The following is a 13,836-nucleotide window of genomic DNA, read 5'->3' on the forward strand; positions in this document are numbered from 1 at the left end:
CACTGAGAGCGGCTCACAAAACTCTTCGGGCGTCGTTGCCGGGCAGTGGGGGCAAGCCTGAGGAGTGGCTGGTGCGCCCCCGCAAACAAGCCAAGGCAGGATTTTGCTTCGAAATTTATAGCTACTTTGGCTTGATGGACGGGCGGAAGGGCCTGATTTAATCCATTTTTTATCCGAAGAACTGGTAGCACACGGCAATGGCGGCCACCACGCCCGCCAGCTCGGCCAGCAGTGCGCAGCCCACGGCGTGCCGCGCACGCTGAATGCCCACGGCCCCGAAGTACACGGCCAGCACATAAAAGGTGGTTTCGGTGCTGCCCTGGATGACAGCGGCGGCCAGGGCGGCAAAGCTGTCCACGCCCTGGGTCTGCATGGTCTCGATCAGCATGGCGCGTGCAGCGCTGCCTGAAAACGGTTTGACCAGGGCGGTGGGCAGCGCGTCCACAAACCGGGCGTCGGCGCCCAGCGCGGTCACGCACCAGCGGATGCCATCCAGCACATAGCCCAGCGCCCCCGAGGCGCGGAACACGCCCACTGCGCAGAGCATGGCCACCAGGTAGGGCAGCAGGCCCTTGGCCACGTCAAAGCCTTCGCGCGCGCCGTCGATGAAGGCTTCGTACACCGGCACCTTGCGCCACGCGCCCAGGGCCACAAACAGCACCACCAGCGCAAACAGCGTGAGGTTGCCCAGCAGCGACGACAGCGAGGCCAGGGCAGCGGCGCTGAGCGTGGTGAGCAGCGCCATGAAGCCGCCCAGCACCAGCGCCACGGGCAGCAGATAGGCCAGCACCACGGGGCTCCACAGTGGCAGGCGCTGCACCACGGCCACGCTCAGCAGCCCCACCAGGGTGGATGCCGAGGTGGCGAGCAGGATGGGGAGGAAGACCAGCGTCGGGTCGGGCGCGCCCTGCTGCATGCGGTACATGAAGATGGTGACCGGCAGCAGCGTGAGCGAGGACGCGTTGAGCACCAGAAACAGGATCTGCGCGTTGGTGGCAGTGTCAGGCTGCGGGTTCAGCTCCTGCAGCGACTTCATGGCCTTCAGCCCCATGGGCGTGGCCGCGTTGTCCAGCCCCAGGGCGTTGGCGGCAAAGTTCAGTGTGATCAGCCCCAGCGAGGGGTGGCCGCGCGGCACCTCGGGCATGAGCTTGGCAAACAGCGGCGCCAGCCAGCGCGCCAGGGCGTCCACAAGGCCCGCCTTCTCGGCGATGCGCAAGAACCCCAGCCACAGCGTGAGCGTGCCAAACAGCAGCACCATCACCTCGACCGACAGCTTGGCCATCTGGAACAGGGCCTGCACCATGGCCGAAAAAATCTCGGCGTTGCCTCCCACCAGCCACTGGGCCAGCGCGGCCACCGCCGCCGTCAGGAAGAAGCCGAGCCACAGGGTGTTGAGCATGGGATGAATGGAGGTGCTGGGGCGGGATGCTGCCGAGGTTACACGCTGGTCGGCGGGGGATGGGCGGGTTGCAACCCGTTTTGCGCCGCCACGACAGCGCCAGGGTTGTCCGCACGGGGTGATGGCAGGGCAGCGGGTAAACTATAGGGTTTTGCCGCGCGGGACGACCCACGGCAAACACCCCCCAACCCACACACAAAGGTAACCCCCATGGGCGCGCAGTGGAAAGCAAAGGGCAAGGCACTGGTTGCCGATGCCAAGGGCAAGCTGTTTGGCAAGCTGGTCAAGGAAATCACCGTGGCCGCACGCGGCGGTGCCGACCCGGCCAGCAACTCGCGCCTACGCCTGGTCGTCGAGCAGGCCCGCAAGGCCTCGATGCCCAAGGACACGCTGGAGCGCGCCATCAAGAAGGGCTCGGGCACCGGGGCCGATGCCGTGAACTACGAGCGCGTGATCTACGAAGGTTATGCACCGCACCAAGTGGCCGTGATGGTCGAATGCCTGACCGACAACGTGAAACGCACGGCGCCTGAGATGCGCGTGCTGTTCCGCAAGGGCCAGTTGGGCACCTCGGGCTCGGTGGCATGGGATTTCGACCACGTCGGCATGATCGAAGCCGAGCCTGCCGTGGCAGGCGCTGACCCTGAAGAGGCCGCCATTGAAGCGGGCGCGCAAGACTGCGAGCCAGGCGATGAAGAGGGCACCACCACCTTTTGGACCGACCCGGCTGAACTGGACCTGGTGAGTCGTGCGTTGCCTGCCCATGGCTTCAACGTGCTGTCGGTCAAGCTTGGCTACAAGCCTAAGAACCCCGTCAACCCTGCCAACCTCACGGCCGAGCAGCTGGAAGAGGTCGAAGCCTTCCTGGCGGCCATCGACGGCAACGATGACGTGCAGAACGTGTTTGTGAGCCTGGGCGGCTGATACACGGTTGATGCCCGGCCGCAGGCCCCTGCGGCCTGCGCCACCGGCTTTCACACCACCCACTTCTCAATGACTGCAGACCACTACGCCGCCCTCGGGCTGGCGGCCAATGCGTCGCTGGCCGACATCAAGAAGGCCTTTCGGCAGAAGGCTTCGTTCTACCACCCCGACCGCAACGACGCGCCCGACGCCGCCCAGCGTTTTGCCCAGGTGCAAAAGGCCTACGAGGTGCTTTCCGACGACGAAGCACGCCAGGCCTACGACGACAACCGCCGCCGCAACCTGCTGGACGACCCGCTGCAGACCGCGCAAGAGATCTGGCAGGCCTATTCGGCGCGCATTCTTTCTTCTTCCTGATCGCCTCTGTGAAACTTTCTCCCTACTTTCATGACCTGCGCTCCGCCTACCAGGCCGAGCTGGATGACCTGGTCTCCGACTCCGAAGGCAACGATGTGCTGCGCAAGCGCCTGGCAGAGAAGCGCAACGAAATTGCCTTTCTGGTGCAGATGATGGAGCTGGCCCCCGAGATGGTGGCCGTGGTGTTTCACCGGGGCTTTCGCTTCACCAAACCTGCCGCTGTCGAGCAACTGCTGGGCTCACCCGTGGATGCCTTGCCCGACTGGCACAGCCTGACCCACGCCGTGGCGCTGGAGCCCTGGGCGCAAAGCCTGGCGCAGACCGTGCTGCGTGAACCCCAGGGCGCGCGTTTTCTGGCGGTGGCCGCCGGGCTCGAATACCTGCAGCAGCACGCACGCATGGCGCCTGCATCGGCGGTGCACGGCGACAGCGATGCCGAGGACGACGGTGAAGACGCCGCCGAGCACGATGACGACTACAACGCGTTGAGCGCCGACGACGCGATGGACCCGCAAAACAGCCGCACGCGCGAAGAGTCCAGTGCCAACTGGCTGGCCGATGTGGGCTTTGAGCGGAAAGAATGAACCACCCCCTGAGTCGCCTTCAGCGCCTTCCCCCTCTCCTTCGGGAGGGGGACGCACCCGGTGGCCTGGCAAAGCCAGCTCCACGGGTGCACTGGCTTGGGCCACGCCAGTTTCATCGGACTGCGCGTGTTGCCTGGCGATGTGGAAAATCAAGAAGGAATATGCATGAGTGACCACAACCACCTGGCCCTGATCACCAAGACCACCAGCCTGATTGCGGCCGGTGACATCGTGGGTGCCGAATCGGCCCTGGCCGAGCTGGCCGACACCGACGGCGACGGCGCGCTGATGGTGGTGCTGGACCAGCTCGCGCCCAAGGACATCCTGGCCGTGATGCGCGAGTACGACGACTCCAAGGCGTCCGTGGTCAACATGCTGGTCACGCCCGAGCAGTTTGCGCGCGCCATGGTGCTGGAGAAGCAGTACAAGGACCTCACCCACACGCATTTGCGCAACATGGTCAACGCCGTGGTCTTCCGCGACGATGCCGACCCGGTGGAGTTCCTCACCGCCATTGGTGACCTGGAAGGTGGCGCCGAGGCCCTGGCCAACTACTTTGCCGAGAAGTGGAGCCGCGTGGAGGCCTTTGCCCGCACCGGCACTTTTGACGCGACCGAAGATTACGGCCTCACGCTGAGCGACGACGAGCTGCTGGCATCGGGCTACGTGCAGCCGCGTGTGGACCAGGACGAAGTGGCCGACCGCGACTGGATGCAGATGGCCTGGCTGCTGCGCTATGAGTGTCGCGACCTGTTCATCGAGATGCTGCTGGTGCTGCGCGCCAAGGCCCGCGCCTTTGACCTGGGCCTGGAAGAGGGCGACGACGCCCCCGCCGAGGAAGACGACGGCAAGTTCGAGACCAGCGAGACCGACCGGGGCAAGGCCACGCCGGCGGCGCGCGCGTCTGACGAAGAATCCGCGATCTGATGATGTCCCAAAGCTCGGCACTGCAACTGCACGATGCGCGCCCTTTCTTTGAAAAGGCGCTGGTGTACGGCGTGCAGCATGGCATCCTCGGTGCGGACCGGCTCGCGGCCATCAACACCGATGCGCCCAAGGGCATGGTGCAGATTGCGCGCTACTTTGGCAGCGAGTTCTTGCGACCCGAGCTGGAAAAAGCGCGCGACCGCATGGTCAACCTCATCAGCCTGTACCTGCTGGAGAGCACGGACGGCGACCTGGCCAAGGCGGCTGTCTCGTTGCGCGACAACTCCTTCTTGTCGCGCTCCAAGGGCGGCTCGGACATGCTCAAGCGCCTGATCGCCATGCCCGAGAGCAGCAACTTCGGCATGGCCGGGTATGCCGATGCCGAAACGCCGCTGCTGGCTGCCTGGTCGCTGCGCAGCCATGCCGACTACCGTGCCGAGCTGGCCCGGCGCAGCCAGATTGCCCAGGCCATCGCCGCCGCCGAGTGGCTGGCGGCGCAGTACGACCTGGACACCGACGAGCTGGAGTCCGCCGGGGCCGACGCCGAGGCCGTCATCCGCACAGGCCTGCTGATGCAGGCCCTGGCCCCACAGGCCATGGCGGCGGGTGAATGGCCCAGTGCACCGGCGTTTGAAAAGCTGGTGACGGGCCTGCGCAAGAAAAAGCTGCCCGTGCCCACGGCACTGCGCCTGCCGCCCGGGCTGCCCCAGCCGCTGCACGATGCCGTGGCGGCGCACTGCAGCGCCGTGCTGGCCGACTTGCCCAAGCTGCTGCAGTCCACCACGCCGCTGCGCACCCTGCTGCGGCCCATGGCGGCATTTCGTGCGCGCTACTTCCTGCTGGACGACCCGCTGGCCGAGGTGGAGGCCCTGCACCACAGCCTGGACGCGCTGGAAGACGACGCCGAACCCCCACAGCCCGCCAGCAAGACCTGGCTCAAGACCACCGACGGCAACGACGACGAACATTCGCTGCTCACGCTGTTCCTGTGCCTGGCGGCCGGTGTGCCCAAGAAAACCTTGCTGACCGAGAAAACCGCCGCCAGCCTGGTGCGCAAGGCGCGCAAGTCCGGCCTGCAGCCTGCGCTGGCGGCCGACTTCATCCGCGCCCATGCGCCCGGGGTGCACCAGCAGGACTACCTGGCGCTGTGGGCCAGCTTTGTGCAGGACGCCGAGAAAACCTTGCTCAGCGACATGGACTACCAGATGCACGACGCGCTGGCGCTGCTGCGCCGCGAGTGCAATGTGGTGGGGTAGCCAGCCCCCAAGGTTCTTGATCGAGGGTCTTGACCTGGGCCTTAACCCAGGTCAAGCAACCTTGCCTGGTGCATCGGCCCAGGGCAGGGCGCGACGGTGGCGCGGTTAACATTTGGGACACCCGCCCGCCCATCCTCCCGTGCACAGCCCCACACTCACCATCCTTGCGGCGCTTTTGACCGCGCTTGTCACCGCCGTGCTCTACGCCGTGTGGCATTTCAACAAGAACATCCCGGGCCTGCGCCTGTGGATGTTGTCCTTTTTGTGCAGCTCGATTTTTACCGTCAGCCTGCTGGCGCGCAGCTGGCTGCCCGAGGTGCTGGGGGTTGTCATCTCGCAGGGGTTTGTGGCGCTGGGGGCCTATCTGTGCCTGCTGGCCGGGCGCACTTACATGGGGCGGCGGCCGTTTTCGCACCTGTATGCGGTGTTGGGTATCGGGGCGCTGGTGGCCTTGTCGGTGGTGTTCACGGTGGTGTACCCGCACCTGGGCATGCGTTTTGTGCTGGTGGGGTTGGGCGCGGGCGTCTGCTATTTGCTCACGGCGCGCACGCTGGCCGCGGGTGGCATGCACCGCGTGCCGGCCTGCTACCTGCTGGCGTGCGTGTTGGGCCTGCATGGCCTGTTCCTGCTGCTGCGGCCCGCCTTGTTCATGCTGGAAGCTGCGCCGCAAGCCGGGTTATCAGGCACTTTTGTGCTGGTGCAGGTGTCGCAGTTTGTGGTGCTGGAGGCCACCATGGCCGCTGTGCTGCTGGGGTTTGGCGCGCTGATGCTGGCCAACGAATTCATCACCAGCGAGCTGCGGCACCTGGCCGAGGTAGACCCGCTCACCAGCGTCTTCAACCGCCGCGCGTTTCTTACGCTGCTGGACAAAGCCGTGAGCAGTGCCCAGCGCACCCACATGCCGGTGCCCGTGCTGGTGCTGGACCTGGACCTGGACCACTTCAAGACCATCAACGACACCTGGGACCACCGTGCGGGCGACGATGTGCTGCGCCATTTGTGGCCCTGGCCCTGCGCTGCCTGCGCAAGGAGGACGTGATGGGCCGGCTGGGCGGCGAAGAGTTCGCCATCTTTTGCCCAATGCCGGGGCAGAGGGCGCACGCGCCGTCGCCGAACGCCTGCGGCTGCTGGTCGAATCCCACCCCGCCACAGCGGGTGTGTAGTCCATCCCTCTCACGGTGAGCATCGGCATTGCCCTGTGTGGCCCAGGCGATTCGGCGGGCGCCGCGCTGCAGCGGGCCGACGAGGCCATGTACCTGACCAAACAACGCGGCTGCAACCGGGTGGAGTTGTCGGGCCCTGCAGCGGCCACCACCGCGCCTGCAGTGGTGGCGACAGCGGCCTGAGTGGAGCGGCTGCAGGATCTGTCGCAAGCTTGAGCTGCCAGCGCACAGAAACGCTTGCGCGTCGTCCAGCAGCCCAATGTCGGCTGTCCGACCTTCAGGGGTGCGTACGTTGTAGGTGCCCGCCATAGGCCTGCCGCGAAATTGCAGGCCCTGAGGTCACCCCACGTCATTGACAAGCACACGCCATGGCAGCCATTCCCTCCCGAAGTAGCCGCGTTCCCACCGGCCCGATGGCCCCGCCCTGCAGGGCCTTCCTGCGTGTGGGGGCAGGCCTGGCCACCGTGGGGGCGGTGGCGGGGGGCGGCTACCTGCTGTACCGGCCTGCGAACGACCGGCAACTGGTTTTTGCCACCGTGGCCGATGCCATGCAGGAGGTGGAACGCCTGGCCAGCGCTGCCGTGGGCCCGCTGGCCCCCGCCACGGCCTGGAACTGGTCGCAGACGCTGGTGCACTGCGCGCAGAGCATCGAGTATTCGCTGCAGGGCTTTCCGGCACCCAAGTCGGCCCTGTTTCAGAACACGCTGGGCGCTGCGGCCTTCACGCTGTTTGCCCATCGCGGGCGCATGAGCCACAACCTGGCCGAACCCATCCCCGGCGCCCCCGCGCTGGACGCAGCGGCCGAGGCCCAGGCCGCCCTGGCACGGCTGCGCAAGGCAGCGCAGGACTTTGCTACCCACACTGGCCCCTTGCTGCCCCACTTCGCTTATGGCGCCCTCGACAAGGCCCAGTACGAACAGGCGCATGCCATGCACCTGGCCAACCACCTGTCGGCGTTTGATGTGGTGGTGTAGCTATCTATTTGATAGCTATTTGCGCTTGCTGGACGGGCGGTAAAGGCCTGTTTTCTTAAGAAACTGCTGCTCGACTGGATTTGTCGCCATTGGCTGACATTCCGGCGGCCCTCCAAGAGGTAAGGTATGGCAGGCTGCGCGATCAGCGCGGCCACCCTGCCCCCGCACACTGGGTGGTTTGCGCGCAGTGCGTGCACCCGGCAGGGCCTGCTTTACGGAGTTCCCCATGACCAATACAACTATCTCCACGAGTTTCACCACCCTTCGCCGCCTGGTTGGTGGCGCTGCTGCCGCGCTGCTGCTGGCGGCCGCAGGCGGGGCGCAGGCCCAGACCTACATCAACGCCACTGTGGGCGGCGAGCTGGCACCGGGCGTGTATGGCCGCATCAACATCGGCAACGCGCCGCCACCGCCCCTGATCTATGCCGAGCCCGTCATCATCCACCGCCCGGCCGTGGTGGTGCCCCGCGCACCGATCTACCTGTATGTGCCCCCGGGCCACGCCAAGAACTGGGGCAAACACTGCGCCCGCTACAACGCCTGCAACCAGCCCGTGTACTTTGTGCAGGAGCCCCCGCCGCGCAAGGGCCCCAAGCACCACCATCACCCGGGGCGCGATGACCGCCGCTGGGACGACGACCACCGCCACGGCGGCGGCAAACATGACCGTGACCACGGTCGAGGCCATGGGCGGGGCGATGACCGGGGTGAGCGGGGCGAAGGCCGTGGCAAGGGCCACGGCCACCGGGACTGAGCGGCCTGAGCAGCCGGATGGATGGGCCGGAGCGGTTGCGCGCGGCGGGTGCTCCGCCCGCTCCCGTCCTCTCCTTGCGCCACCGCAGATCGCGGGCTTGCGCCAGCGGTTAAGCTCGGGCTCCTATGGCCCAAGTCACCTTTTCCCCTCCGTTCGCCCCCCCTTCCGAAGTCGCCAGCCAACTGCGCCAGGGCGGTTTTGCCGTGTTGTCCCCGGCAGCCGTGGCCGAGTGGATCGGTTGCGATCTGCCCGCGCTGATGGCCCTCAACAGCGACTGGGCCGCGCTGCCACCCGATGAGTTTCTGAAAGACGGTGGCCGCTACCGCCGCCGCCGCCATGCCTGTTTTGTGGTGCAGGGCGGGCAGGTGCAGCAGGCGCCCCACCGCGCGCACTGGCAGCCGGTGGAATACAACGCGCTGCATGGCGGCATGGAGCGCTGGTTTGCACCCATGGAGCCCGCCACCGTGGCACGTCCCGTGTGGCAGCAATTGCTGGCAGCGCTGGCGGGCGTGTCGGACGCCGTGTTTGCCGGGCCGGACGCCCCCGCACCCTGGTTCGTGGAAGCGCACCAGTTCCGCATCGACACCACCGACGGCATTGGCCGCCCCACGCCCGAGGGCGCGCACCGCGACGGCGTGGACCTGGTGGCAGTGTTCCTGGTAGGCCGCGAAGGCGTGAAAGGCGGCGAGACCCGCGTGTTCGAGGCCACGGGCCCCAGCGGCCAGCGCTTCACGCTCACCGAGCCCTGGTCGCTGCTGCTGTTGGATGATGCGCGCATGATCCACGAATCCACCCCCATTCAACCCCTGGCTGCGGGTGGCCACCGCGACACGCTGGTGGTGACCTGCCGGCGCGGCAACTTCCAGGGGGCCGATGTGGTGGGGCAAGGCCCGGCCGCCTGAAAATGGGGGCGAGTGCGCCCGATTTGATGCGAATCAAGATGCAGGGTATGGTGGCGGTTCACACTGTCGTCCATGGTCAGGCCACAAGCCTGGTCCCCCCCTTCATTCAAGGAGTAGCACCATGTTCAAGCACATTCTGGTTCCCGTCGATGGCTCCAAGACCTCGATGCTGGCCGTGTCCAAGGCCGCAGCCCTGGCCAAGACCTTTGGCAGCGCCGTGACGGCGGTATATGTCGTCGATCCCTATCCCTTTACAGGCGTGGGTGCCGACTTTGCCTACGGCCAGGCGCAGTACATCAACGCGGCCACGGCCGAAGCCAATGCCGCGCTCGATGCGACCAAAAAGGCCATGGCCGAAGCAGGCGTGCAGGCCAACGCCCTGGTGGGCGAGGGCCATGCCGTGCATGACGGCATCCTGCGCGCACTCGAAGCTTCGGGCGCCGACCTCATCGTGATGGGCTCGCACGGCCGCCGCGGCCTCGAAAAGCTGGTGCTGGGCAGCGTCACGCAGCGCGTGCTGGGTGTGGTGCACATCCCCGTGCTGGTCGTGCGCGACTGATCGCTGCACAGCAGCATCGCCCATGAAAAACGGCTCCCAAGGGAGCCGTTTTTGCTGCGGTTCTTGATGGCGCCAGGCATCGCCGCAGCGATGAAAACTGGCACGCCTCCAGGCCAGTGCACCCGTGGAACTGGCTTTGCCAGGCCACTGGGTGCGTCCCCCTTCAGGGGGAAGGCGCGAAGCGCCTCAGGGGGTCACTCTATCTTCGCTCCAGAGGCTTCCACGATGCCCTTCCACTGCGTGTATTCCTTCTTCAGGAGGGCACCCAGCTGGGCCGATGTCATGGCCTCGGGTTCGGCACCCTGGGCCTGGATGGCGGCCTTCATGTCGGCCGTGGCCAGCAGCTTGTTGATCTCGGCGTTCAGCGTGGCCACCACAGGGGCAGGCGTGCCTGCGGGGGCGAACACGCCGTACCAGGTGCTCACGTCAAAGTCCTTGAAGCCGGACTCGGCCACCGTGGGCACATCGGGCAGCGAGGAGCTGCGCTTGGCCGAGGTCACGGCCAGCGGGCGCAGCTTGCCCGCCTTGATCTGGCCCATCGCCGAAGGCAGCGACGACACCAGCAGGTCCACATTGCCCGCCAGTGCGTCCATCAGCGCGGGGTTGGAGCCCTTGTAGGGAATGTGGCTGAGCTTGGCGCCCGCCGCCTGCTCGAACAGGTGGCCTGCCAGGTGGATGGAGGTGCCGTTGCCGGGCGAGCCATAGGTGATGGTGCCAGGCGCAGCCTTGGCGGCGGCCACCACATCGGCCAGGGTCTTGTACTTGGAGTTGACGCTGGTGGCGATGACCACGGGCGTCCAGGCCACATGGGCCACGGGCGTCAGGTCTTTGGTCGGGTCCCAGGGCAGGTTCTTGTACAGCCAGGGGCCGATCACTAGGTTGTCCTTCTGGCCCATCACGATGTCGTAGCCGGTGGGTGCGGCCTTCACGGCTTCGCCGATGCCGATGGTGCCGCCCGCGCCCGCCTTGTTGTCAGCCACCACGGTCCACTTGGCGCTGTCGGTGAGCTTGGTGGCCACCATGCGCGAGAGGATGTCGGTGCCGCCGCCGGGCGGGAAGGGCACGATCAGGCGGATGGGTTTGGTGGGGTAGGCCGCAGCCGGTGCGGGCGTCTGGGCGTGGGCCGTGGTGCCCAGGGCAAAGGCGAGGGCGGTGAAGGAAAGCAGGGTGCGAATCATGGTGAGCAATGTCTCCGTCGGTTCAGGGGTGTGCGGGTCGCCCCTTGGGGACGGGGGAACCCGGCTGATCTGGGTCAGCGGGCGCCAATGATCGCTGATCATCTGCGGCACCCGCCTTGCCAATAGCGGGTGGCAGCATCGCCGCTGGCGATGGCGGCCTGCGCACCCGCTGGCAGTTCATGCGGTTACATGCGCTCAAAAATCGCCGCAATGCCCTGGCCGCCGCCGATGCACATGGTCACCAGTGCGTAGCGGCCTTGCACGCGCTGCAGTTCGTGGATGGCCTTCACGGTGATCAGCGCACCCGTGGCGCCGATGGGGTGGCCCAGCGAGATGCCCGAGCCGTTGGGGTTGACCTTGGCCGGGTCCAGGCCCAGGTCCTTGGTCACTGCACAGGCCTGGGCGGCGAAGGCCTCGTTGGCTTCGATCACGTCCAGGTCGGCCACGGTGAGGCCCGCCTTCTTCAGCGCCAGCTGCGTGGCGGGCACGGGGCCGATGCCCATGTACTTGGGGTCCACACCCGCGTGGGCGTAGGCCACCAGGCGGGCCAGGGGCTTGGCACCACGGGCCTTGGCGGCACCGGCTTCCATCAGCACCACGGCGGCGGCCGCGTCGTTGATGCCCGAGGCATTGCCGGCCGTGACCGTGCCGTTTTCCTTCACGAACACGGGCTTGAGCTTGGCCATGTCCTCCAGTGTGGCGCCGGGGCGGAAGTGCTCATCGGTGGCGTATTGCACATCGCCCTTTTTGCTCTTGAGGGTGACGGGCACGATCTGGTCCTTGAACAGGCCTGCCTGCGTGGCGCGTTCGGCGCGGTTGTGGCTCTCGACGGCCAGCTTGTCCTGGTCTTCGCGCGTGATGCCCCACTTGGCGGCGATGTTCTCGGCCGTCACACCCATGTGGATGGTGTGGAAGGGGTCGTGCAGCGCGCCGATCATCATGTCCACCATCTTGGTGTCGCCCATGCGGGCGCCCCAGCGCATGTTCAGGCTGGCAAAGGGCGCGCGGCTCATCACCTCGGCGCCCGCGCCAATGGTCACGTCGGTGTCGCCCAGCTGGATGGCCTGCGCCGCCGACACGATGGCCTGCAGGCCCGAGCCGCACAGGCGGTTCACGTTGAATGCGGGCGTGCCCTCGCCGCAGCCGCCGTTGATGGCTGCCACGCGCGACAGGTACATGTCCTTGGGCTCGGTGTTCACCACGTGGCCGAACACCACATGGCCCACATCCTTGCCTTCCACGCTGGCGCGCGCCAGCGATTCCTTGACGACCAGCGCGCCCAGGTCGGTGGGGGCGATGTCCTTGAGGCTGCCACCAAAGGTGCCAATGGCGGTGCGCACAGCGCTGACGACGACGACTTCACGGGTCATGGGGAGGTCCTTGTAGAGAAGAATATGAATAAAAATGGCCGCTTGCGCGCGTCCATCATGCTTTTTCAGCTATGAAAACAGGAGTAATGGGCTCACGCCTCGCGCACATCGGCCACCGGGTTGGTGCCGAAGTCTGCGCGCTCCAGCCAGGCGAGCACGCGGGTGGCGGCGTCGGCAGGCGATGTGAGCTGGCCACCCGTCTTGAGGTTGGCGAAATTCTGGCGATCCGGGAAGGCGGCCGGGTCGGCGCCGCGCAGCTGGACCTGCATGTCGGTGTCGATCACACCGGGCGCCAGCGAGCATACCTTGGCGCCATGCGGCTTGAGGGCCTCATCCAGTGCCACGCAGCGTGTGAAATGGTCCATGCCCGCCTTGGCCGCGCAGTAGGCGGCTTGTGACGCCATGGCCCGGCGGCCCAGGCCCGAGGAGATGTTGAGCACCTTGCGCGGCACCGTCCAGCCGTCCGTTGCGCCCAGGAAGGCGGCGGTGAGCTGCATGGGGGCCTCTAGCCCCACACGCAGCGCATGGGCCAAGTCGGCCAGATCATGCGGGTTGGCGCTGGCGGACAGCGGCGCAATGCGCGGGATCACGCCCGCGTTGTTGATGAGCGTGGCGCTGGCAAACGCCTGCGGGCCCTGGGCTTGCAGCCAGGCCTGCAACTGGTGCGCAGCCTGCTCGCCTTGCGACAGGTCTTGCTGCCACTGCTCAAGCGTGGCGCCTGTGGCCTTGGCCTCGGCGGCCAGGTCGGGGTTGGTGCTGCGGGCAATACAGATCAGGGTGTTGCCGCTTTTGAGCAACTGCTGGGCCATGGCCAGGCCCATGCCGCGCGAGGCGCCGGTGAGGATGGTGAGGTGGGTATGAGGCATCCCGCCATGTTACTGCGCAGTACGCAGCGCAGGGCCGCATTCAGGCGCTCATTGACCCTCGGGCGACTCCAGCACCGCGAGCAACTGGGCCAGCTTGCGGTCCAGGGCGGCGAGGTCGGCCGCGCGCAGCGGGGCCAGCAGCGCGTGTTCGTTGGTCACATGGGCCTCCACGGCGCGGTCGATCAGCGCCAGGCCCGCCGGGGTGAGCTGCACCAGCAGGCTGCGGGCATCGGCAGGGTTGGCCAGGCGGGTGATCCAGCCACTGGCTTCAAGCCGGTTCATGCGGTGCGTCATGGTGCCCGAGGTGACCATGAGCGTGGAGAACAGCGTGGTGGGCGCCAGGCAGTAGGGGGCACCCGAGCGGCGCAGCGTGGCCAGCATGTCGAACTCCCAGAACGACAGGCCGAAGGGCGCGAAGGCGGCTTCGAGCCGCCGGTCCACCAACGCGGCGCAGCGTTTGAGGCGGCCAATCGGGCCCATGGGGGACACATCCAGATCGGGGCGTTCGGTGAGCCATTGGGCCAGGATGGCATCCACGGCGTCTGCGGGGCGAAGGTCAGGCATGGGTGTTATTTATCTTGATATCGAGATTTTATGCTACAGTGGTTTATCTTGAATTGAAG

16 protein-coding genes are annotated in these 13,836 nt (G+C 66.7%); 11 read left to right on the plus strand and 5 right to left on the minus strand.

Annotation, left to right across the window (positions count from 1 at the left end; genetic code table 11):
• Positions 1–169 precede the first annotated feature (169 nt).
• Entirely contained in the window at positions 170–1,399 is a 1,230-nt protein-coding gene (locus tag ACYZGB_RS02725; RefSeq protein ID WP_462386672.1) for a nucleoside recognition domain-containing protein, read from the minus strand.
• Positions 1,400–1,609: 210 nt separating this feature from the next.
• On the opposite strand from ACYZGB_RS02725, the gene ACYZGB_RS02730 reads away from it, so the two are divergent.
• From ACYZGB_RS02730 to ACYZGB_RS02780, 11 genes are all read left to right on the plus strand, one after another.
• On the plus strand, positions 1,610–2,323 hold the full coding sequence (locus ACYZGB_RS02730) for a YebC/PmpR family DNA-binding transcriptional regulator (protein ID WP_462386673.1): 714 nt from the start codon (positions 1,610–1,612) through the stop codon (positions 2,321–2,323).
• A gap of 69 nt (positions 2,324–2,392) precedes the next feature.
• Positions 2,393–2,680 (plus strand): DnaJ domain-containing protein, encoded by a 288-nt coding sequence (locus ACYZGB_RS02735; RefSeq protein ID WP_063460432.1) that lies wholly within the window; start codon positions 2,393–2,395, stop codon positions 2,678–2,680.
• A gap of 8 nt (positions 2,681–2,688) precedes the next feature.
• On the plus strand, positions 2,689–3,264 hold the full coding sequence (locus ACYZGB_RS02740) for a hypothetical protein (RefSeq protein WP_462386674.1): 576 nt from the start codon (positions 2,689–2,691) through the stop codon (positions 3,262–3,264).
• A 165-nt stretch (positions 3,265–3,429) separates the two neighbouring features.
• On the plus strand, positions 3,430–4,191 hold the full coding sequence (locus ACYZGB_RS02745; protein ID WP_462386675.1) for a hypothetical protein: 762 nt from the start codon (positions 3,430–3,432) through the stop codon (positions 4,189–4,191).
• Entirely contained in the window at positions 4,191–5,447 is a 1,257-nt protein-coding gene (locus tag ACYZGB_RS02750) for a hypothetical protein (RefSeq protein ID WP_462386676.1), read from the plus strand. Before ACYZGB_RS02745 ends, ACYZGB_RS02750 begins: the two co-directional genes overlap by 1 nt.
• Positions 5,448–5,586: 139 nt before the next feature.
• Positions 5,587–6,486, plus strand: coding sequence for a GGDEF domain-containing protein (locus tag ACYZGB_RS02755; protein WP_462386677.1), 900 nt, complete (start codon positions 5,587–5,589; stop codon positions 6,484–6,486).
• 139 nt (positions 6,487–6,625) lie between these two features.
• Positions 6,626–6,793: a hypothetical protein gene (locus tag ACYZGB_RS02760; protein WP_462386678.1), complete on the plus strand. Its 168-nt coding sequence runs from the start codon at positions 6,626–6,628 to the stop codon at positions 6,791–6,793.
• Positions 6,794–6,978: 185 nt separating this feature from the next.
• The gene (locus tag ACYZGB_RS02765; protein ID WP_462386679.1) at positions 6,979–7,584 is read left to right on the plus strand and encodes a DUF1569 domain-containing protein; all 606 of its coding nucleotides are present in this window, start codon (positions 6,979–6,981) and stop codon (positions 7,582–7,584) included.
• A gap of 226 nt (positions 7,585–7,810) precedes the next feature.
• Positions 7,811–8,338, plus strand: a complete 528-nt coding sequence (locus ACYZGB_RS02770) for a hypothetical protein (protein WP_462386680.1) — start codon at positions 7,811–7,813, stop codon at positions 8,336–8,338.
• A gap of 125 nt (positions 8,339–8,463) precedes the next feature.
• Entirely contained in the window at positions 8,464–9,240 is a 777-nt protein-coding gene (locus ACYZGB_RS02775; protein WP_462386681.1) for a 2OG-Fe dioxygenase family protein, read from the plus strand.
• 121 nt (positions 9,241–9,361) lie between these two features.
• Entirely contained in the window at positions 9,362–9,799 is a 438-nt protein-coding gene (locus ACYZGB_RS02780) for a universal stress protein (protein WP_462386682.1), read from the plus strand.
• A 194-nt stretch (positions 9,800–9,993) separates the two neighbouring features.
• Here ACYZGB_RS02780 and ACYZGB_RS02785 read toward each other — a convergent pair whose 3' ends face one another.
• From ACYZGB_RS02785 to ACYZGB_RS02800, 4 genes are all read right to left on the minus strand, one after another.
• The gene (locus tag ACYZGB_RS02785; protein WP_462386683.1) at positions 9,994–10,977 is read right to left on the minus strand and encodes a Bug family tripartite tricarboxylate transporter substrate binding protein; all 984 of its coding nucleotides are present in this window, start codon (positions 10,975–10,977) and stop codon (positions 9,994–9,996) included.
• A 185-nt stretch (positions 10,978–11,162) separates the two neighbouring features.
• A complete protein-coding gene (gene bktB / locus ACYZGB_RS02790; protein ID WP_462386684.1) occupies positions 11,163–12,347 on the minus strand; it encodes a beta-ketothiolase BktB in 1,185 nt (394 codons plus the stop codon).
• A gap of 92 nt (positions 12,348–12,439) precedes the next feature.
• Positions 12,440–13,213 (minus strand): SDR family NAD(P)-dependent oxidoreductase, encoded by a 774-nt coding sequence (locus ACYZGB_RS02795; protein WP_462386685.1) that lies wholly within the window; start codon positions 13,211–13,213, stop codon positions 12,440–12,442.
• A gap of 48 nt (positions 13,214–13,261) precedes the next feature.
• The gene (locus tag ACYZGB_RS02800; RefSeq protein WP_462386686.1) at positions 13,262–13,777 is read right to left on the minus strand and encodes a MarR family winged helix-turn-helix transcriptional regulator; all 516 of its coding nucleotides are present in this window, start codon (positions 13,775–13,777) and stop codon (positions 13,262–13,264) included.
• Positions 13,778–13,836 lie beyond the last annotated feature (59 nt).

It is taken from the genome of Acidovorax sp. Q11 (assembly GCF_054950075.1).